The 19494-nt window shown below is 70.1% G+C and carries 24 protein-coding genes, 2 tRNA genes and 1 pseudogene; 10 read left to right on the top strand and 17 right to left on the bottom strand.

Annotated elements, in window-relative coordinates; genetic code table 11:
• Positions 1-43 precede the first annotated feature (43 nt).
• The 13 genes and pseudogenes from AB0412_RS21985 to AB0412_RS22045 form a co-directional block, all read right to left on the bottom strand.
• A complete protein-coding gene (locus AB0412_RS21985; protein WP_366404274.1) occupies positions 44-211 on the bottom strand; it encodes a hypothetical protein in 168 nt (55 codons plus the stop codon).
• Positions 212-604: 393 nt separating this feature from the next.
• A complete protein-coding gene (locus tag AB0412_RS21990) occupies positions 605-1072 on the bottom strand; it encodes a hypothetical protein (RefSeq protein WP_366404275.1) in 468 nt (155 codons plus the stop codon).
• 203 nt (positions 1073-1275) lie between these two features.
• On the bottom strand, positions 1276-3396 hold the full coding sequence (locus AB0412_RS21995) for an ATP-binding protein (RefSeq protein WP_366404276.1): 2121 nt from the start codon (positions 3394-3396) through the stop codon (positions 1276-1278).
• A 144-nt stretch (positions 3397-3540) separates the two neighbouring features.
• Complete coding sequence (locus AB0412_RS22000) at positions 3541-3717, bottom strand: pRL2-8 (protein WP_366404277.1); 177 nt, start codon at positions 3715-3717, stop codon at positions 3541-3543.
• Positions 3714-4031: a hypothetical protein gene (locus AB0412_RS22005; protein WP_366404278.1), complete on the bottom strand. Its 318-nt coding sequence runs from the start codon at positions 4029-4031 to the stop codon at positions 3714-3716. The genes AB0412_RS22000 and AB0412_RS22005 overlap by 4 nt, the downstream gene beginning before the upstream one ends.
• A 220-nt stretch (positions 4032-4251) precedes the next feature.
• Positions 4252-4592: pseudogene (locus AB0412_RS22010) on the bottom strand (RRQRL motif-containing zinc-binding protein).
• A complete protein-coding gene (locus AB0412_RS22015; protein ID WP_366404374.1) occupies positions 4592-5335 on the bottom strand; it encodes a DNA methylase in 744 nt (247 codons plus the stop codon). Before AB0412_RS22015 ends, AB0412_RS22010 begins: the two are co-directional and overlap by 1 nt.
• Positions 5335-6192 carry a protein spdB gene (locus tag AB0412_RS22020; protein ID WP_366404279.1) on the bottom strand — a complete coding sequence of 286 codons (858 nt, stop codon included), beginning with the start codon at positions 6190-6192 and terminating at the stop codon, positions 5335-5337. The genes AB0412_RS22015 and AB0412_RS22020 overlap by 1 nt, the downstream gene beginning before the upstream one ends.
• Positions 6189-6479: a hypothetical protein gene (locus tag AB0412_RS22025; RefSeq protein WP_366404280.1), complete on the bottom strand. Its 291-nt coding sequence runs from the start codon at positions 6477-6479 to the stop codon at positions 6189-6191. Before AB0412_RS22025 ends, AB0412_RS22020 begins: the two co-directional genes overlap by 4 nt.
• Positions 6479-7126: a GGDEF domain-containing protein gene (locus tag AB0412_RS22030; RefSeq protein ID WP_366404281.1), complete on the bottom strand. Its 648-nt coding sequence runs from the start codon at positions 7124-7126 to the stop codon at positions 6479-6481. Before AB0412_RS22030 ends, AB0412_RS22025 begins: the two co-directional genes overlap by 1 nt.
• On the bottom strand, positions 7123-7404 hold the full coding sequence (locus AB0412_RS22035) for a DUF6303 family protein (protein ID WP_366404282.1): 282 nt from the start codon (positions 7402-7404) through the stop codon (positions 7123-7125). Before AB0412_RS22035 ends, AB0412_RS22030 begins: the two co-directional genes overlap by 4 nt.
• On the bottom strand, positions 7392-7847 hold the full coding sequence (locus AB0412_RS22040) for a Pycsar system effector family protein (protein ID WP_366404283.1): 456 nt from the start codon (positions 7845-7847) through the stop codon (positions 7392-7394). Before AB0412_RS22040 ends, AB0412_RS22035 begins: the two co-directional genes overlap by 13 nt.
• The gene (locus AB0412_RS22045; protein ID WP_366404284.1) at positions 7844-8113 is read right to left on the bottom strand and encodes a DUF6284 family protein; all 270 of its coding nucleotides are present in this window, start codon (positions 8111-8113) and stop codon (positions 7844-7846) included. The genes AB0412_RS22040 and AB0412_RS22045 overlap by 4 nt, the downstream gene beginning before the upstream one ends.
• A 747-nt stretch (positions 8114-8860) precedes the next feature.
• Between AB0412_RS22045 and AB0412_RS22050 the strand changes: the two genes are divergently transcribed.
• Positions 8861-9925 (top strand): XRE family transcriptional regulator, encoded by a 1065-nt coding sequence (locus AB0412_RS22050; RefSeq protein WP_366404375.1) that lies wholly within the window; start codon positions 8861-8863, stop codon positions 9923-9925.
• On the opposite strand, the gene AB0412_RS22055 is transcribed toward AB0412_RS22050, so the two are convergent.
• Positions 9909-10700 carry an NUDIX domain-containing protein gene (locus tag AB0412_RS22055; protein WP_366404285.1) on the bottom strand — a complete coding sequence of 264 codons (792 nt, stop codon included), beginning with the start codon at positions 10698-10700 and terminating at the stop codon, positions 9909-9911. The two genes, AB0412_RS22050 and AB0412_RS22055, sit on opposite strands and share 17 nt — an antisense overlap.
• Before the next feature lie 369 nt (positions 10701-11069).
• On the opposite strand from AB0412_RS22055, the gene AB0412_RS22060 reads away from it, so the two are divergent.
• Positions 11070-11399 carry a hypothetical protein gene (locus AB0412_RS22060; protein ID WP_366404286.1) on the top strand — a complete coding sequence of 110 codons (330 nt, stop codon included), beginning with the start codon at positions 11070-11072 and terminating at the stop codon, positions 11397-11399.
• Between the two features lie 672 nt (positions 11400-12071).
• Positions 12072-12287: a hypothetical protein gene (locus AB0412_RS22065; RefSeq protein ID WP_366404287.1), complete on the top strand. Its 216-nt coding sequence runs from the start codon at positions 12072-12074 to the stop codon at positions 12285-12287.
• 47 nt (positions 12288-12334) lie between these two features.
• Here the strand turns inward: AB0412_RS22065 and AB0412_RS22070 are convergent, their stop codons facing one another.
• The 3 genes from AB0412_RS22070 to AB0412_RS22080 form a co-directional block, all read right to left on the bottom strand.
• A complete protein-coding gene (locus AB0412_RS22070) occupies positions 12335-13009 on the bottom strand; it encodes a DUF5701 family protein (RefSeq protein WP_366404288.1) in 675 nt (224 codons plus the stop codon).
• A gap of 271 nt (positions 13010-13280) precedes the next feature.
• Positions 13281-13937, bottom strand: coding sequence for an NAD(P)H-binding protein (locus AB0412_RS22075; RefSeq protein WP_366404289.1), 657 nt, complete (start codon positions 13935-13937; stop codon positions 13281-13283).
• Between the two features lie 180 nt (positions 13938-14117).
• The gene (locus AB0412_RS22080; RefSeq protein ID WP_366404290.1) at positions 14118-15401 is read right to left on the bottom strand and encodes an amidohydrolase family protein; all 1284 of its coding nucleotides are present in this window, start codon (positions 15399-15401) and stop codon (positions 14118-14120) included.
• Between the two features lie 184 nt (positions 15402-15585).
• Between AB0412_RS22080 and AB0412_RS22085 the strand changes: the two genes are divergently transcribed.
• The 7 genes from AB0412_RS22085 (at position 15586) to AB0412_RS22115 (ending at position 19457) form a co-directional block, all read left to right on the top strand.
• A tRNA-Thr gene (locus AB0412_RS22085) sits at positions 15586-15658 on the top strand.
• 34 nt (positions 15659-15692) lie between these two features.
• Positions 15693-15765, top strand: a tRNA-Met gene (locus AB0412_RS22090).
• Positions 15766-15856: 91 nt separating this feature from the next.
• Positions 15857-16021 carry a 50S ribosomal protein L33 gene (rpmG, locus tag AB0412_RS22095; protein WP_003948671.1) on the top strand — a complete coding sequence of 55 codons (165 nt, stop codon included), beginning with the start codon at positions 15857-15859 and terminating at the stop codon, positions 16019-16021.
• A gap of 157 nt (positions 16022-16178) precedes the next feature.
• Positions 16179-16631 carry a MaoC family dehydratase N-terminal domain-containing protein gene (locus AB0412_RS22100; RefSeq protein WP_366404291.1) on the top strand — a complete coding sequence of 151 codons (453 nt, stop codon included), beginning with the start codon at positions 16179-16181 and terminating at the stop codon, positions 16629-16631.
• Between the two features lie 8 nt (positions 16632-16639).
• Positions 16640-17068, top strand: a complete 429-nt coding sequence (locus tag AB0412_RS22105; RefSeq protein WP_366404376.1) for a MaoC family dehydratase — start codon at positions 16640-16642, stop codon at positions 17066-17068.
• 276 nt (positions 17069-17344) lie between these two features.
• Positions 17345-17914 carry a TetR/AcrR family transcriptional regulator gene (locus AB0412_RS22110; RefSeq protein WP_366404292.1) on the top strand — a complete coding sequence of 190 codons (570 nt, stop codon included), beginning with the start codon at positions 17345-17347 and terminating at the stop codon, positions 17912-17914.
• 97 nt (positions 17915-18011) lie between these two features.
• Positions 18012-19457, top strand: coding sequence for an MFS transporter (locus AB0412_RS22115; RefSeq protein WP_366404293.1), 1446 nt, complete (start codon positions 18012-18014; stop codon positions 19455-19457).
• The last annotated feature ends 37 nt before the right edge of the window (positions 19458-19494 follow it).

Raw genomic sequence — 19494 nt, forward strand, 5'->3', positions numbered from 1 at the left:
GACCGCGCATCTTTGGCGAGAGGGGCGGTCGCCCTTGGCGTTGCTAGGAGTCGGTGCCGGTGTAGTGGGCGACGTAGCCGGGGCAGGCAGACTCCCGGCAGTCACAGCCCTTGCACTCGTTGCAGATGTCACCGGAGCACTGGTCACAGAGCCAGTGACCGGGGCATCCGTAGTCGGCGCATTCGTCGCAGTACTGCTCGTCGTCAAGCACGCGTGATTCCCCTCCGTCAGGCATTGGTGTGGGCTGGTTCGTTGGAGTCTTGGTCGCGTTGGCTGCTTTGTCGCCGCTGATAGTGGCCAGACTGCGAGCGCTGGGCGGCGACATCGCTTGCGTCATTCCTTGCGACTTCTCTTGCGACATCGCTTGCGACATCTCTTGCGGATGCCGTTTCAGCCACCGGGTGTTGTCGCTGGTGAGTGGGGCTGTACCGGCGTGGTCGGGGTGCTGACATCCCCTCTGTGGCCTGTCTGACCCTGCCCTGTTGCGTGAGAAGTGAGGTGGTGGGCGTGGGCGACGGAGCCGCATCGGGGACCGGTCGGCCGGTATCCGGTTGCGCGCGGGCCGCCGACCCGCGCGCCGGCCGCCGGTGGTGGCCACGGCTGGTCAGCCGTGGAAGTGGTTGCGCTTGAACGTGGCCTTGCGGATGTTCACCGTGGTCCCGCCGCGGTGGCCGCTCGGACCGAGCACCTGCACGGCGATCCAGCCGCCGAAGATGACGGCCGCGAGGATGATGAGCTGGGTGATGAACGCGGTCAGGGCCGCGATGAACGACGTGAGCAGCAGCAGACCGCCGCACACCGCGAGGAACCCAACGCCTCCGAGCGCGACGTTCACGGCGGTGCGGGAGACGGCCGGCTGGGTGGTGACCGGCTCGGGTCGGGCGGGTTCGATGGCGTAGCCGGTGACGACGCGGCCGTCGGGCAGGACGATGCTCGCCACCGCCGGAATGTGGCCCGGCTGCACGGGGACGACCGGCGCCGCCTGGACGACGGTGGCGGGCGGGATCGGGGTGGGGTGGTGGACGCCCACGGCCCGCTGAGCGGGCGTGTGGTGGGCCGGTTCGGGGTGCATGCGGAATCCCTTCCGGTGCCGATTCAGGGAGGCGGATACACCCCCTTCGGGGGTGCTGTGGAGGGGGTTTCAGGGGTGCTGACCTGCGGGCCTCCCTGACTCCCTGACGGATCATTTGTGCTGGTCAGGGGTAGGGAGGTGGGTCAGGGAGGGGCTGAGGGAGTTCTCCCTGCCTCCCTGGCCGGGACGGGGGTGGCTCCCTGTCATCCGGAGGCGGAAGCGGAACCCTCACTGTCGCGGTTGGCGAGGGCGCGGGCGAGCCGGTCACGGCCGACGACCATCACGCCGTCGGACTTGTACGGCTCGGCTCCGGTGCCGTCCAGCACGCGCTTGAGGTCGATGAACGACCACTTGCCGTAGGCGCTGGCGTTCAGCGCGGCGAGCCGGGTGATGACTTCCTGGGTGCGCAGCCGGGGCGCGTCTCCGAGCACGCTCGCGATGTCGGCGAGCGGATCGTGTTCCTCGCCTCGCTCGATCGCGTGCAGCGTGGTCACGCCGTCGCGGAGCCGCTTGGCGCGGGCGGCGATCAGTTCGGCGTCGTCGGTGCTGATGTAGTGCGTGCGCACGGTGATGGACGACTGTCCCTTGGGGATCTCGATGCCGTCGGAGGCGACGACCAGGGTGCCCTTGTCCAGGCCGGGACGCAGCAGGTTCGGGGCGGCGCCGCCGTCGACGGCCTTGTCCCCGAGCGCCATGCGGGCCTGCGACTCCGTGCCCAGCGCGAGCGAGGCACGCGTGTGCGCGCCCTCACGCACGAGCTTGGGAAGGTTCTGGTCGGTCGGGTCCTGCGTGCCCTGCCACAGCAGCACGTTCACCGCCCGCCCCTGGTTGTGGATCTTCCGGGCGGCCATGAAATACCGGGACGTGGAGCTGGAGCCGCCGTAGGGGCGCTTGTCCTCGTCCTTGACCGGGCACATGAACGCGACCTGCGCTTCGTCCACGATGACGATCAGCGGCGGGAACGCGGTGCCGGGCGGCGCCTGGAGACGGCGGTTCATCTCCTCCACGGCGTCCTCGACCATTTCCGTGACCTGGATGACGTGGTCATCGGTCGGGCCCTGGATCAGCTTGGTGGCGAGCCCGTCGAACATGGCCCAGTCGCCCACGCCCTTGAGGTCGCCCATCCAGAACTCCACCGACCGGTCCAGCGCCAGCCACAGGGCGAGCGCCCGAAGTGCGGCGGTCTTGCCCTGGTTGGATAACCCCGTGATGAGCAGGTGCCGCTGATACAGGCTCAGGGCGGCGGCGTCGCCGCGCAGGTCCTGACCCCACGGGGCCTTGCCCTTGGCGTAGTCGGCGGTCAGCGTCTCGTCGGTGACCAGCGGCGACGGCCCGATCGGCTCATCCAGCGCCCCGGAGTCGGCGATCCACAACCGCACGGTGCGGGCCGCCTCGGGAATGGTGATGAACACCTCGTGCTCGTGCCGGGTGAGGTTCTCCGCGAGCTTGCGGCGCCGGTTCTGCACCTCGTTGGTCGACACACCGGAGGGAAGGGTCACGTCGACTTCCACACCGCATCCGGCGATCCGGATCGGTCCGAGCATGCCCGCGCCGGCGTCGCCCATCTCCTTGATGGCGTTGCGCAGGGCCGGGATGCCCAGGTCGCGCAGGGCCTTGACGACGATGGACGGTGTGATCGGCTCACCCTCACCCGAGCGGATGTTGGCGGGGAGCGCCCACTGGGGTGCGGCCTGCTGCTTGCGGCCGACGGACCACAGGGCGAGCAGGGCCAGGAACGGGCCGATCGTCAGCGCGGGACCCCAGACGACCTGCACGATCCGGATGAGCAGGGCGATGAAGTCGATGGTCGCCGACAGCGGCGTGATGACGTCCCCGACCTGACCGGTGTTAATGGCCATCACGATGCCGAGGGCGACCAGCACCCCGACGCTCATGCCGGTGCCCACGGCCACACCCTTCGCGGCGTCGACCGGGGAGTGCAGCAGGTCCATCCGACGGCGGTGACGGGCCTCGCGGAAGCGCTGCAACCGCTCCTCCCACTCCTCCGCCACCTCGTAGTTCCCGGACGCTTCGGCGGCGCGGAGCATGCGCTCGTACCGCGAGCCGGTACGGCCGTCCCACGCCCTGCGGGCCACAATGCGGCCGCCGTTGAGGGTGTAGAGGCTGTGCCGGGCCGTTGCGCGGACGACCGTCTTCGTCCGCTCGTGCGTCACGGCCGTCTTCACAGCGCGCCCGGAGCGCACCCACAACGGCACCGGCCGCGCGGGCGGGGGGTCCGGGACGACGGTCAACCGGGTCACCGCGGACGGTTCGGTGGGCGGGGGGTTGGTGGGCTTGTGGAGGCGGACGACGTTCTCAGACATGCTGGAAAAGCTCCTGACTGCCCCTATCGGGGCGGAGGTTGGGGAGAGCCGGGGTGGCCGGGTCCGTGGCAGGGGACGGCCACCCCGGGCAGCAAAGACGTGCAGGCGCCCGTCAGAGGGCGGGGAAGGGGCGCGGGGGCGCGGTCACCACCAGCGCGACTTCTTGGGCACGATGTAGGGGTGGCCGTTGATCATGTGGTCCACGCACTGCGGGCAGTCCTCGCGCGGCTTGAGCTTGCGGTGAATGCGCCGGTCATGGGCGTGCTGCCAGCACTGCGGGCACTCACCCGGCGGCGTCTCTAGGCTCTTGGCCACGGTCACCACCACCCCTTCGACTTCCTGGCCGCCTTGGCGCGAGCGGCCTCGGTGGTCAGCCGCTGCCGCTCGCTGTGCAGGGCGGTCAGCTCCGCGTTCAGCCGTATCTCCGCGGCCGACGTGGTCGACTCCATCTGCGTCTCGGCCCGCCCGGCGCTGCGACCCCGGGCCACCTTGTAGGCGCCACCGGCCAGAGCGCGGGCCATGGCCCGCCGCTCCGAGCCGTTCAGCGGCCACAACTCACCGCGACGCACGGCCTCCAGCTTCTTCGTGGTCTGCCGGATCTCACGGTCCAGGCGGCGGATATCGGCGTTGTTCATGGATGAGTCCTCCTCGGATCGATTCGAGGGGTGCGCCGCTACGGTGTGCGGCATGGGTGGGGGACCAGTGGCCCGCGTGCGTCCTTGTTTGTGGTGCGGCACGCCGGTGGAGCAGCCGCGTAGTCGGTGGCGCAGACGGCGCCGTTTCTGCAGCAAGGCGCACCGTCGTAGGAACCGCGTTCTGGAGGCTGTTTTGAACTTCCTGGACAGCCTGTAGCGATCAGATGCCAGCGCCGTGCGGGTCGGGGTATGCGCAGGTCACGCACGTGCCGAGCGAGGCGGGGATGACGTATCCGGCATCACGGCTGCACTCGGGACACGTGCGGCGGGCGGCGTTCGCCTTGGCCAGCGCCGCGCGCTTCGCCGGGGTCATCGGCCGGACCGGCACGGCGCGATCGACGCGGTAGAGGTAGGCCACCAGCGGTGGGCGCCGGCGGCGTGGCCGTTCGAGCTGAGCGGCGACCTCCTGACCGCCGGGCCGCAACCGAGAGCGCGGAGTTGGCGGCGGGTGGCGTAGCCGTCCGGGGCGAGGCGCCACCGGAACACCGGCAGCGCCCCCATCACGCGGCCATCCCCAGCTCAGCGGGGTGAGGCTCGCGCCGGGCGAGCAGACGCATACGCTGCGAGGCATCCGGTACGGCGCGGGCACCCCAGTCGTCGGCGATGAAGTCCCGGCCGATGTACTCGGTGTAGGCGGGCGGGATCGCCTCGGTCAGCTCCTCATGGACGTCCGTCCAGGTGATGCCCATGGCCCGCTGCATCTCGCGGATGCTGCCCTTGCCACCGCCCTTGCCGTAGGCGGCGATGTACGGGCCGTCCCGCCAGACGCCGTGCCGCCAGCCGCGCACCGGGCCACGGTGCGGCCGGTGCGCAGCGGGGGCGGGCCGCCAGTACAGGCCCACCTCGAAGTAGCGGTGCCGGATCACCCCGAGCCCGAACATCTCCCCGCACAACAGCAGGTCTTTGCGCAGGTCAGCGCCCTGCACGTTCTCGATGACGTACGGCACGCCGTACCACTCGCACACCTCGCGGACCTGCGGGATGGGATCGATGTGCGAGCGGCGACCCCGGTTGGTTCCCTTGGTCAGCGCGCAGGACGCCTGACACGGCGGGGAGTAGTGGACCAGATCGAAGTCCTGGCACAACTCCCGCGCCGCATCCAGAGCGTCCCCTTCGACGAACGGGAACGGGTACGACGCACGCCGGACGATGTCCACCCCGACCACGTCGAACCCGGCCCGCCAGTAGCCCATCGACGCCCCGCCCGCGCAGCAGAACAGATCCAGCACACGCGGCCGGCGCATCATGCGACACGCTTCCACGCCGCCCGCAACCGGACCTCCGAGGCGGAATGCCCAGCGGCCCGGAAACGGCTCGCCATCTCGCGGTACGACAGGGCGGGCGTCTCGGTGTGCCGGATCTCCTGCACAAGCGCGTCCAGCGCCTCATCCGTGAGCCCCGGACCGGCCTCCGGCAGCGCCGCAACCGGCTCGGTCGGCCCCCACACCGGCAACTCCCACCGGGGCGTGACACTGGGCGTGACGCGGGCCGTCACACAGTTCAGCGCCCTGCCCGTCTCCTCACCGCTGCGGGCCGTCTCCAGCGTCGACCACGCCTCGGAGAGCGTCTGGGCGGTCCTGGCCTGGACGCGGGCGACGCGAGCCCCCGCCTCCGTCACGGCCGTCAGGCGGGTCTCCTCGGTGGCCGCCTCAGCCCGCAGCCGAGCACGGGCCACGGCCGCCTCATCGCGGGCCTCCTGCTGAATTCCACGGATGGCATCCAGCGCGACCGGGGTGAGCGCGGTGCGCTCCCACAGGCCGTGCACCAGCCACAGCGCCTTTGCCGCGACCGGCAACCACGCCACGGCAAGCCACGCCGCTGCGGAATGCTCCACAGCCAGCGCGTGCGCCACCAGAACCCCGGAAGCAAGGAGGCCGAACGCCCACCCCACGGCGGTCACCGTGCGGTTGTGGTCGCCCTGCGCGGCGAGACGTCGCTCGTAGGCGAGGGTGGCCAGCCAACCGCCGTCGATCCCGAGACCGACCACCAGGGCGACCGGCCACGGCACCGCCGTACCGAGCCACATCATCACCACAGCGAGGGTGAGGACCATGGACACGGCCGTCATCGCGACGGCGGGCAGTACGGTCTTGGCGGTCACCTGAACCACCCCCGCTTCCGGCCCTTGGGCCTGCCCTCGCGCTCCATCCGGTCCGCCGCGGCGAGCAGGCTGTCACGGCGCGCCCGCTGCCGGTCCGCCTCGCGCTGCGCGCGCCGGGCCTTTGCCGGGTCGCTGTAGTCGCGGCCCTGCCGCCCGTACACGTCGGCCGTCATCTGGTGCTTCTGCGACTCCTGATCGGCGGCGTAGGCCATCCGCCGCACAGCGGGCGCCTGCCGTGCCGCCCACTGCTGTTCCGGCGTCTGCATGTCCTTGAAACGGCGCCCCATCACGCAGCCTCCTTCCGCGCCGTTCCCGGGCGGCCGGTGCGGCGGCCGGCCGTGGTGGTGTGAGCGAGTGCCGGGCCGTCGGCTATGCGCCATCCGCCCCCGGCGCGCTTGGCGTCGTACATGGCCTCATCCGCCCTGCGCAGCGCCAGCGGCAGCGAGGGCGCCGGGAGGTCGGTGGTCACGCACGCGCCGATCGATGCGCCCACGGCGAGCGGCATCCCCCGGTACGGGAACGGCGCGGTCACCTCGCCGTGCAGACCATCCAGCAGCCACGGCAGCGACGCCCGGTCCCGCAGCGGCACGACGGCCGTGAACTCATCCCCACCGAGCCGGGCGGCCACGCTGCCCCGCCGGTCGCTGAGCGCGTCGTTCAGACTCGCGGCCGTAACGCGGATCGCCTCATCACCGGCCGCGTGCCCGAACACGTCGTTGAGGTGCTTGAATCCGTCCAGGTCCATCACGATCACGACGTGCGGACCACGGGCCAACGCCCGTTCCGCACGCCGCTCGAACGCGGCCCGCGTCGGCAGACCCGACAACGGATCACGTCGCGCGGCCGACAGACGGCGGCGCATCACCACACCGTGCCAAGCCCACCCCGAGGCGAGCGGCACCGCAGCAGCGAGCACGGTCACGAAGTCGCTCATGCCGCGCCCCCTTCCTGACCGCGCACCGTGACGGCCGCGATCAGCAGGACCGGGGTGGAGTCGTCGTCGGGGTCCCGGCTGTCCTCCGTCCAGGACCACACGGCGCCCGGTGCCACCTCGTAGCCGAGCTCGGCCAGCGCGCGCCGGCGCTCCGCCACGGTCGGCACCGGGCCGGACCGCTCCCACCGGAACGTGGGCCAGTCCCGCTTCCCGAACAGCACGACGTACAGACGCCACCCGCTGCCGTCGCTCGACATCTGCGCGGTCAGCGTCCCCATGCGGCACCTCCCGCGGCGAGCAGGGCGGCGAGGACGAGCAGGGCCCCGCCGGTGCGGATCAGGTCGACCGCGTGGCGCAGGGCGGTGTACTTGGCGACAGCCAAACGGGACAGCCCGGCGATGTCGGCGGACAGGTCCCGTTCGACCGCCGTGGTGATCTCCTCGGGGGTGAGCGTCGCCCACAGCGGGAAGCCATGCCTGCCGCTCAGGTTCGGGCGCACCGACCGCAGCAGCCGACCGGCTGCCACGACCAGCAGCGCCACCCCGACACCGCCCGCGATGCAGGCCGGCCGGTTCAGCGGCAGATCCCGGGCGACCGACCAGACCCCGGCGAGCACGGCACCGACGAACGCCAGCAGCAGCGCCGTCTTCGTGTCCGTCCGCGTGATCTCCGCCTTCACCTCAGCGTGCGCGGCGGTCAGGTTCGCGTCGGCGGCGCTCATGCGGCACCCCCCGGCAGGCTCGCGCCGAAGCCGCGGTTGACCAGCGCGACCCGCGCGGCGAGCGCGCGGCGGCGGGCCCGGCGCATCCGGCGGGCGTCCAGCTCGGTCGGCGTACGGTCAAGCGTGATGATCTGCGCGTCCAGCAGGTCGACGTCCGCCAGGATGACGGGCATCTCCCGCTCGATCGCGTCCAACTCCGCATCCGTCGGCTCCATGAAGTCGGCGAACGCGGTAACGGCGTCCTGAACAGTGACGATGTGGCTCATTGGGTCGTGTTCCTCTCACAGGTGGCAACGGCCCGAACGCGGCTCCCGGGGTGCCACCCGGGGGCCGCTCGCCGTTGAAGTCGGAAGATCCGGCTCCCCGCGCCCCCGCCCGTACGCCCAACGCAGTGCGTTGAACGGACGGGCGGGAGAGGCAGCCGGCCGCGGCCTCAGGGCCGCGAAACCAGAGCGGACCGAGCTACCAGCGGCACCGCCGGCCGGTCCGAACCGGCGGAGCCTGGATATGTCGTCGGTACACACCGACCTCCCGCGTTCGCAGGGACATAGGGGCGCGGCCTGATGCCGCGCAGTCCGCCTTTTCGACTCGGGGAGACGGGGCCCACCTATGCAGTTCTCAAGGTCCCTGCGCTTCCTTCGGGCCCCTTCCAGAGCCCTCCGGGCGGCGTCTACGCACGGCGAATCGGAGCCACCTCCGAGAACTGGTGCGCACCAGTAGGATGCAACTGGTGCGCACCAGAGTCAAGATGGTTCGCTGAGCTGAGTGGTGACCACCCCTCGCGGTGCACTCTCAGCAGACCGCTTGACGGGGGTGTCGCGGCAGCCAACAGACCCTCACGGCAACGGAGTTAGGGCCGGTGTTAACCCCTGTGGACCAGCGGCGATGTGAGGCACCATGAAGTGGGTAGCGACCGTGACCAACGTCGAACGGGGTGCCTAGTGAGCGCAGAGACAGGGCTGCGGAACGCGCGCAAGGCGCGCGGCTGGTCTCAAGAGCGATTGATTCGCGAGATCGAGCAGTACGCACGGCGGAACCTCGCCGACGTTGCGTCGACCGCGAGCCTACGGGTCTACGTATCCGAGTGGGAGAACGGGCGACGGCCCATCTCTGACCGCTACGCCGGCATCCTGCGCAACCTTCTTGGCGTGACAGACGCAGAGCTGCGGGGCGTCATGGAACCCCCGGTGCCCCTTGTAGCGGACGGATATGACGACCTCTTGAGCCGCATCGATTCCGCCAGCAGCGTGGGCGCTTCCATGGTGAAGGCGTTCAACGACCAAACCGAGCTGCTGCGAACGATGGACCGCCAGCGTGGCGCTGCGGGGCTGGTCGACCAGATGACGGGGCACCTCGCGGCTCTGGAAGAAGCACTGAACTTTGCGGTATTACCCGCTGCCCGTCGTCCCGTGGCGCTCGCTCTGGCAGGCGCCTCCACCCTGGCGGCATGGCAGGCAATCGACAGTGGCGCCATTGAACGAGCATGGTGTCATTACGAGTTGGCCAAGCGAGCTGCCCACGACGCTGAGGCGCCCATGTACCTGGCCCATGCCATGGGGGAACAGGCTTACGTGCTGTGTGACGCCGGTCGACCGGCCTTGGGTGTCGACCTGGTGCGCGACGCTCAGCGCACCCTGGGGCAGGCGGGGTCGCCCCGTTTGCGGGCGTGGCTGTACGCGGCGGAAGCTGAGCTGTGCGCGCATGCCGGGATGGTCGATGACTGCAAGCATGCGCTGGACGCCGCCCTGAGGACGATTCCGCCGGGGCCCGAGGATCGAGACCCGGACATGCTCAGCATCTTTCTGAACGGTGCCCACCTCACCCGATGGCGCGGAAACGTGCTCGGACTGCTCGGCGACGGCGAGGCGGTGACCAGTCTCTACGACGCCCTTGAGGTGATGGACCCAAGCTTCGTGCGAGCGCGTGCCGGGCTCCATGCAGACCTTGCGCAGGCGCATCTGGCCCGTGCCGAGTACGACGACGCAGGGACGCATCTGAGGCAGGCCAGGCTGTTGGCGAGCCGCACCGGCTCGGTGCGGCACCGCCGACGCGTCGACCGCCTCAGCGAGCGGCTATGAGGCTGTTCTTCCCCTTCGCGGCGAGCAGATGCAGCAGGGCAACGAGCGTTCCCGATCCCAGCAGATCACCGCGGGCCATCAGCCCCGGAATGTCAGCGAGGGGCACCCACTCGATGTGGCTGGCTTCCTCAAGGTCAGTGGGCTCGCCCACCTTCTCCGCACCGTGAGCAATGAAGATCTCGTGCGGCGAGTCGACCATGCCGACCATCGGCTGATAGGTCACGACGTGCTCAAGGTTCTTCGGGCGCCATCCGGTCTCTTCCTCGACCTCGCGCAAGGCTGTGTCCGCCGGCGACTCGCCCTCGTCGACGATGCCGCCGGGCAGCTCCCACCCGAAGCGCTGCGGCACGAACCGGTACCGCCACATCATCAGCACGCGGTCCTGGTCGTCGACCACGGCAGTAATGGCGACGTGCTGAAGTCTCACGACGTGATGCTCGAAGCGATCCATGCCGGGAGGTTCCACGTCCCAGAGCTGGAGCCTCACCCATCGGTTGTCATAGAGATCCCGCTCGCCATGAATACGCCATGGTTCCAGCCCTTTCGGCGTCTCCACGCTCACCGCGCCCGGCACCCGGTACGAGCTGCGTCCGCGGACCTCCAGAGCGCCCTCGGACACCAGCCGTGCAAGAACCTGTCGCAGTGCGGTCCGGCCGATGCCCAGTTCTTCGGACAGCGATCGTTCAGAAGGGATCTTCTCGCCGGGCCCGCCGTACACGCCCTCAGCGAGCCTCTGTCGAAGCGTCTCGTAGACCTTGGTCGTCTTGGGTCCCATCCGCGGAGCACTCTCCGTTCTGAAGTGGTGCGTACCAGCGTAGCGGGCCAGTGCTACGGGGTGAGGAAGAGCTACCTTTCATCGCGCAGGGCTGAACTATCAGATAACGGACTTTAATTCGAAATTAGGGTACGGCGTCAAGGGGATAGCAGGCATTTACGTCGCCGGGAATATGCTTCTGAGTCATCCGTAGTAGGTATTGAGCCACCTGGAGAGGTGAATCTAGAGGGCACTCCGCTTTCAGTGGGAAACCTCAAATCATCCTCAACGATATTCGGTTCGGTTGACACTCTTCATGCTCTACTCATAACGTGTGACCGCGAACACGAGCGCGAAATGGAAAAGGAAACCTTCGGGGAGGGGAACTGAATGCGTGCGGTTTCGAAAGTCGTCCTTACTGGATCTGCAGTAGCCGGCCTGGTGCTCGCGGCCGTCCCGGCAGCGGTGGGGGCTGCGGCGGGGCCTTCGGCGCGGCCGACGGGCTGTCACTACGAGGTGGCGAACGCGTCGATGACCGTGGCAAATTGCGAGAATTCCAATGGCGGCCACTACCGCGCTGTCGCGCTGTGCAAGGAAGCGGACACCGGCGCGTACAAGGAGTTCGTCGGCGACTGGCGGAACAATGGTGGGTGGTCCAAGGCTTACTGCGGCGGATCGTACCGAGTCTCTTCGGCTGGCATCGATACCAAGGTTAACTGAATACTGAATTTTACTCTCTCAAGCCAACCTGTAAATGACCGGCACGACGAAAGGGTTCCGCCAGTGAAGAAGACATCCGTACTCGCTGCATTTGGCGTGGTAGCCGCTATGTCTCTCGGCTTTCAGGGGGCAGCGTCCGCGACGCCCGCAGGGGCCCAGGGATGGCCGACGGGCTGCACATCCGTGAGCCATGGAGAGAACGGAGCGAAGGCCATCTGCAGTAAGTCCAACGGAGGTCACTACCGAGCCACTGCCATCTGCCTGCGCATGGATGGCGGCGGGGTGATCGACGTCGAAGCGACTGCTTGGCGTTCCAGCGGAAATTCGTACGTCTTCTGCCCGTCGCTGACGCTCTTCAGATCGGCCGGGATCAACACCAAGGCTTCGTAACAGCTTCGGCGGACCGCAACGGCTGGTGGTCCCTGAGCTGGGTCCTGTGCCCGTGCGCCGCGTGAGGTGGGTTCCCCCAGGCGTCCCCCGCATGTTCCAGGGGCTGAGGTATGCCCAGCTCAGAGGCAAGACCGTCGGCCCGCTGTAAATCTGCCGGCTCAGCCTTCCCAGGTTCGAATCCTGGCGCCGCCACTTCGAAGGAGACCCTCTCCGGACTGCGGAAACGCAGCGGAGAGGGTCTCTTCGTGTTGGGGCGGGCATCGCGCGGGGCACACTGGCCGCATGTCGTCGTCCCGTCGCAGGCCCTGCCCCGAGTGCCGGCGTGAGATCGCCGTGGTCGCCGGGCGGTACGCGCGTCATGATCCGCCCGGCGCGCGACAGCACGGGGACCTCACCTCGTGCCCCGGATCCCGTCGGCGGGCGCTGCCCGGTCCCGAGCAGCCGTCGCTCGACGGGTATGTCGTGCCGGAGTTTCCCGGTCAGATGCCGCTGTTCTAGCCGACGGGCGTCCCTTGCGGGTCAGCCGGTGAGCCGGCCCGCGTGTCTCAGCCGGCCGCCCGGCCCGTCGCCGAGGCGAAGCCCAGCCAGGTGTGCCGGTTGCCGGCCCAGCACCAGCCGACCTTGGGGGCGTTGCGGCGCTCGCGGCCGTCACGGCCCGTGCCGTTGCTGATCCATATCGCCGGGGTGCGGGCGTCCAGGGCGCCGCTCGGCTTGCGCAGCCGGGAGCCGATGGTCATGAAGCAGTGGTTGCGCTCCAGCGCCTCAGGCTGCTGGAGCACCCAGTGGATGCCCTCGGTGAGCACCAGCGGCGTACGGGCCTCGGCGGTGAGCGCGGGCAGCGCCTCGTCCGGGCTCCAGTTGGCCATACGGTCGCCGCGGTCGATCCCGGTGAGGAAGTAGAGCGGGGCGTCGGGCAGCGTGACCGGGTCGAGCGGGGTGAAGTCGTCGACGTCGGGCATGTCGGTGACGACGAATCCCGGCTTGTCCGCACGGCGCAGCAGCGGCGCGAGCGCCGAGGCGGGTGCCACGTCCGGGTGGACGGCGAGCAGGGTGTCGGAGACGCCCGCAGGGGCCCCGGCGGTCTTCGCGAACGACCGGAACTGATCGGCAGGCAGCCCGGCGATCTCGTGCACCCCCAGCTCGATCAGCCGCTCGGCCTGCGCGCTCAAGGCCGGGAGCTCGGGGAGAAAGGTCGAAGTGGCGGGTGTGGTCTCGGGCACGATGCTCCCAGGCGCGTGTCGGGTGTCGATGGTCGCCGGGACAACGGAGCGGGCTCGCCGGAACGTTCCCCTCCGCCGTCGCGGGCGGGCCGGTCCTCATCGCACACGCCGACGAAACTCACTCGCCGGCCACCGAGATCAATCACTCACCCACCCGCCCTCGAACTCGCCCACCCGCCCCCGAACTCACCGGCCCGGGGCGACCAGGTTGCCGTGCGTGCACGGGGCCGCGAGGGCCCACCCGCCCGAACTCATCCACCCGCCCCCGAACTCACTCGCCCGCCACCGACTTCACCGCCACCGACACCGGCGCGTGCCCGCTGATCAGCTCCAGAGTCAGCCCCGCCGTGGCGGGCGTGTCCACCAGCTCCGCCAGCACGGCGGCCACATCGTCGCGCGGAATCGGACCACGGCCCGTGTGGGCCTCCAGACGGACCAGGCCGGTGCCCGCGTCGTCGGTCAGCTGGCCCGGGCGCAGGATCGTCCAGTCGAGCGCGTCCAGGCCGCGCACGTACGCGTCCGCCTCGCCCTTCGCGCGCAGGTAGACATCGAAGACCTCGTCGCCCCCGTGCGCCGGGTCAGCGCCCATGGACGACACGATCACCAACCGCCGTACGCCCGCGCGAACCGCCGCGTCGGCGAAGAGAATCGCCGCCGCCTTGTCCACCGTCTCCTTGCGGGCCGCGCCACTGCCCGGGCCGGCCCCTGCCGCGAACACCGCGGCGTCCGCACCGGCCAGCTGCTCCGCGACCTCCTCGACCGACGCCGACTCCAGGTCCAGCACGACCGGTTCGGCGCCCAGCTGTCGTAGTTCGTCGGCCTGTTCGGGCTTGCGGATCAGGCCCACCGCCTCGTCCCCGCGCGCCGCGAGCAGCCGCTCCAGCCGCAGCGCGATCTGACCATGACCACCAGCGATGACAATGCGCATGCCTTCGACCGTACGCCCGGCCACCGACATCCGCCGCACGACACCTCATGCCTGGCGGAAAGCAGCACTCCACGACACACCGCCGGATCCCGCCGACACGACACACCGCCGGATCCCACCGGCACGGGACACCCCTGTCCACCGACACGGGACACCCCTGTCCCGCGACCCAGGACACCCCTACGACACCCCGCCCCGCCCCTGCCTCGGCAACCCCGACTCCGCCGTCCCCGCCGAACCGCAGTACTCCCGGACCGCGCTCGTGCGGGCCACAACACGCCCCCGGTGCACCACGATCCGGCTGTACGCGAGGGACAGCACCCCCGCCAGCCCGTCCCCGCGCACCGCCAGCAACTCCGCCGGAAAGCCCGCCTCCACGCGTACCTCGGGCAGCCCCAGCACCGTGCGGGCCGACGCGCTCACCGCGTCGTAGGCGTCCTCGGGGGACAGCCCGTCACGTGAGGCGAGCAGGTACGCCGCCTCCAGCGGATCGCCGCGGCCCACCGGATTCGACACGTCCCGCAGGGCGCCGCTCCCCGCGGCCACCCGCACCCCCGCCGCGCGCAACAGCCGTACCGGAGCCGCCCCAAGGCGTTCCACACCGCCGCAGCCGCCCTGCGGCAGGCACACCACCGTCACCCCGGCCGCCGCCAGCCGGTCCGCCGCGCGTGCCGCCACCTCCGCGGGCAGCCGGGCCAGGCCGCCGCACGGCCCGAGCGTCACCCCGGGGCGCAGCCCGCCCGCCATCGCCGCGATCCTGGCCAGGCGCGCGGGATCGGAGGCGTCCGTGTGCAGGTCGACGGGGCAGCCGTGCTCGGAGGCGAGCTCCAGCACCGCCTCCACATACCCGGTGGGGTCGGGGTCGAGATCCGGACAACCGCCCACCACCGACGCCCCCATCTTCACCGCGTCACGCAGCACGGCGAGCCCGTCCGCCCCGGCGACCCCCGTCAGCAGCCGCGGTACGGCCACCGTCGACAGCTCGGCCAGCCCGCGCAGCGAACGCCCCGCCCGCAGAACGGCGGTCAGCGCGCCGAGTCCGGCCATGTCGCCCACGCGCACCTGCGCGCGCAGCGCGGTCGCCCCGTGCCCGAGCTGCAGCAGCGCGGCCTCCGTGGCTCGTCGCTGGACGTCCTCGGGGTCGTACGAGAGGGGGCCGCCGGCGTCGGCGGACAGCGCGGTGTCGGCGTGGGCGTGCGGCTCCGCCGGGGCCGGCAGGAGCAGATAGCCCGTGAGGTCGATCCGGCTGCCGCACGCGCGCGTGGCGGGCGCCGCCAGGCTGCCCGCCGTACCGACCGCTTCGATCCGCCCGCCGCCCAGCCGTACGTCCACGGTCCGGCCGTCGGTGAGCCGCGCCCCGCACAGCAGGAGCGGCGCCGGCTCGGCCACGCCCCAGGAGGACGGCGACGACGACGGCGTGGGCGACGACGAGTGGTGCGGCGGCTGCGGCTGGCTGTCGGGCATCGCACTCCCGGGCAGAGACGAGATCACACGCGGAGACAAGATCACGCAGAGTGAGTCGAGCCTAGGATGACGGCCCGCCCGGGGCCGGGAGGAGCGCAATAGTCGTACCGGTGTGGTCCGTCGCAGCCGGACGGGAAACGGATTTGGGCGAACGGCGGCGGACCGTGTAATGTCTTCATCGCTCGCCCCAATAGCTCAGTCGGCAGAGCGTCTCCATGGTAAGGAGAAGGTCAACGGTTCGATTCCGTTTTGGGGCTCTGGTGCACGCGTCGCTCGCGGCGCATGCACCGCAGCGGTGTAGCTCAGTCGGTAGAGCAAGCGGCTCATAATCGCTGTGTCACCGGTTCAAGTCCGGTCACCGCTACTCTCAGTAGCCGATTGCCGGGTCGGTCCGACGATCGGCTACTCTTCATGTGCGTTAATTTCTAGTCCACCGTTCGTCAAGGAGCACTCACGTGGCTGCCACCGACGTCCGCCCGAAGATCACGCTGGCCTGCGTGGAGTGCAAGGAGCGGAACTACATCACCAAGAAGAACCGGCGTAACAACCCGGACCGTCTTGAGATGAAGAAGCACTGCCCGCGTTGCAATGCGCACACCGCGCACCGCGAAACGCGATAAATCAGGCTCGTACGCGAGGCCGTCCCCGTAGGACTGGGGGCGGCCTCGCGTCGTTTGCCTCACCCCAAACCCCAGCCACCCCTCATCTCTCAGTCTCAGTCCTCAGTTCTCACCCTCACGCATCGACGACGACACAGACACAGGAGGTGCCGCGCGCATGGCGCTCGACCAGTCCTTCGTGGGGCGGAGCTACCCGCCCACCGAGCCCTACGAGGTGGGCCGGGAGAAGATTCGTGAGTTCGCCGAGGCGGTGGGCGACGCCAACCCGGCGTACACGGACGCGGAGGCCGCCAAGGCGCTCGGCCACCCGGATGTGATCGCCCCGCCGACCTTCGTCTTCGCGATCACCTTCAAGGCCGCCGGACAGGTCATCGAGGACCCCCAGCTCGGCCTGGACTACAGCCGGGTGGTGCACGGCGACCAGAAGTTCGCCTACACCCGCCCCGTCCGCGCCGGCGACCGGCTCACGGTCACCTCCACCATCGAGGCGGTCAAGTCGATGGCAGGCAACGACATACTGGACGTCCGCGGCGAGGTGCACGACGAGGCCGGCGAGCACGTCGTGACCGCCTGGACCAAGCTGGTGGCCCGCGCGGCCGAGGAGGCGTGAGCAACACCATGACCGCGAAGATCTCCTACGCCGATGTCGAGGTCGGTACCGAACTGCCCGCGCAGACCTTCCCCGTGACCCGGGCCACGCTCGTCCGGTACGCGGGCGCCTCCGGCGACTTCAACCCGATCCACTGGAACGAGAAGTTCGCCAAGGAGGTCGGTCTGCCCGACGTCATCGCGCACGGCATGTTCACCATGGCCGAGGCGATCCGCGTGGTGACCGACTGGGCCGGTGACCCGGGCGCGGTGGTCGAGTACGGCGTCCGCTTCACCAAGCCGGTCGTCGTCCCGAACGACGACAAGGGCGCGACCATCGAGGTCAGCGGCAAGGTCGCCGCCAAGCTCGACGACAACAAGATCCGTGTGGACCTCACGGCGACCAGCGCCGGCCAGAAGGTGCTGGGCATGTCGCGAGCGGTCGTACAGCTGGCGTGAGCCACGGCTGAGCAGGGGTAAGGGGCGTTCGCCATGGCGGGCGCCCCTTACGCGTGCCCGGCCCCCTACCGGTCCGAACGGTCGGCGGGGGAGCGGGGTTCCGGCACACCCTCGTCATGGTGAGCCCTCGGCCTGGCGCCAGATTGACCTGGTGAGCCCTCGGCATGGCGCCAGGCTGACCTAATGAGCCCTCGGCACGGCGCCCCGTTGACCCGCTGACCCCTCGGCACGGCGAACCCTTGACAGAGTTAGTGATTGAGCACTAACTTTCTATCCATGGTCAGGATGAGCGCAGAAGAGAGGCGCGAGAGCGTCATCCTCGCGGCGACCGCGGAGTTCGCGCGCGGTGGCTATCACGGCACGTCGACCGAGGCGATCGCCAAGCGGGTCGGCGTCTCGCAGCCGTATCTCTTCCGGCTCTTCCCGGGCAAGAAGGCGATCTTCCTGGCGGCGGCTGAGCGCTGCCTGGAGGACACCATCCGCACGTTCAGTGAGGCCGCGGAGGGGCTGGAGGGCGAGGAGGCCCTGCATGCCATGGCCAACGCCTATACGCAGGTCATCGCGGAGCGGCCCGAGCGGCTGATGATGCAGATGCAGATGTACCTGGCCGTGGCCGCCGCCGAGCAGGAGGGCGACGAGGAGTTCGGCGAGGCGGTGCGGGCCGGCTGGATGCGGCTGTGGGACACCGTCCATCTGCCCCTCGGGGCCGACGTCAACGAGACGACGACCTTCATGGCGTACGGGATGCTCGTCAACTGCCTGGTGGCCATGGGTTTCCCGCCGGGGCACCGGGTCTGGGAGGGCCTGTATCCGTCGGCTCGCGCCAAGGGCCGGCTGGAGATCTAGCGCAACCGGAGAGGCGAGGTTCCGCGCCTTTTCATGGGCACGAAAGTTAGTCATCAATAACTAACCATCGACACTCCCTGGGGGAGCGATGTCAGCGATGTCACAGCAGAGCCCGCGCCGCGGTTCGACCGCCTGGGCGCTCGTCATCACCAGCGTCGCCGGTTTCATGGCGGCCCTCGACAACCTCGTCGTCACCACCGCGCTGCCCTCCATCCGCGAGGACCTGGGCGGCTCCCTGCCCGACCTGGAATGGACCGTCAGCGCCTACACGCTCACCTTCGCCGTCCTGCTGATGTTCGGCGCGGCGCTCGGCGACCGCTTCGGCCGCCGCCGGATGTTCGTCGCCGGCCTCGCGGTCTTCACCCTGGCCTCCGCCGCCGCGGCCGCGGCGCCCGGCATCGACTCCCTCATCGCCGCCCGCGCGGTGCAGGGCGCCGGAGCCGCGGTCATGATGCCGCTCACCCTCACCCTGCTGACGGCCGCCGTCCCGGAGGCCCGGCGCGGGATGGCGTACGGCATCTGGGGCGCGGTCAACGGACTCGCCGTCGCCTCCGGGCCGCTGGTCGGCGGCACCCTCACCGAACACATCTCCTGGCAGTGGATCTTCTGGCTCAACGTCCCGCTGGGCCTCGCCCTGATCCCGCTCGCCCGTCTGCGCCTCGCCGAGTCGCACGGCACCGGCGCCCCCCTGGACCTCCCCGGCACCCTGCTCGCCAGCGGCGGCCTCTTCGGCATCGTCTACGGCCTGGTCCGCGGACCCGTGGACGGCTGGACCGGCCCCGCCGTGCTGGCCGGCCTCGTCGCCGGAACGGCACTCCTCACCGGCTTCGTCGTCTACAGCACCCGCGCCAAGAACCCCATGCTGCCGATGCGGCTGTTCCGCTCCCGCGCCTTCGCCGGCATCAACGCGGCGAGCCTGCTGATGTTCCTCGGCATGTTCGGCTCGATCTTCCTGCTCAGCCAGTACCTCCAGGGCGTCCTCGGCTACTCGCCCACCGAGGCGGGTCTGCGGATGCTGCCGTGGACCGGGATGCCGATGATCGTCGCCCCCATCGCAGGCATCCTCTCCGACCGCATCGGCGGCCGCCCGGTCGTCGCCGTCGGCCTCTTCCTGCAGGCACTCGGCCTCGCCTGGTTCGCGGTGATCGTGACCACCGACGTCTCCTACGCCACCCAGCTCCCCGCCCTGATCATCAGCGGCGTCGGCATGGCCCTGTTCTTCGCCCCCGCCTCCAACCTGGTGATGTCCAGCGTCCGCCGCAAGGAACAGGGCATCGCCTCGGGCGCGAACAACGCCCTGCGCGAGGTCGGCGGCGCGCTCGGCATCGCTGTCATGGCGTCGATCTTCTCGGCCCAGGGCGGCTACGAGACCGCGCAGTCCTTCGTCGACGGCCTGCGCCCCGCACTGGTCGTCGGCTCCGCGGCCGTCGCACTCGCCGGGGTCGCCGCCCTGGTCGTGCCGGCGCGCAGGCCCAACCGGCCCGGCGAATCCGCCACCGACGCCGGCCGCCCGGCCGAGCCGGTCCTGGAAACGGCCTCCTGAACAGCCCGAAGAGCCCGGCAGCCCAAGCAGCCGTAGC

This window comes from Streptomyces sp. NPDC052012, from assembly GCF_040689265.1.
Taxonomy (GTDB): domain Bacteria; phylum Actinomycetota; class Actinomycetes; order Streptomycetales; family Streptomycetaceae; genus Streptomyces.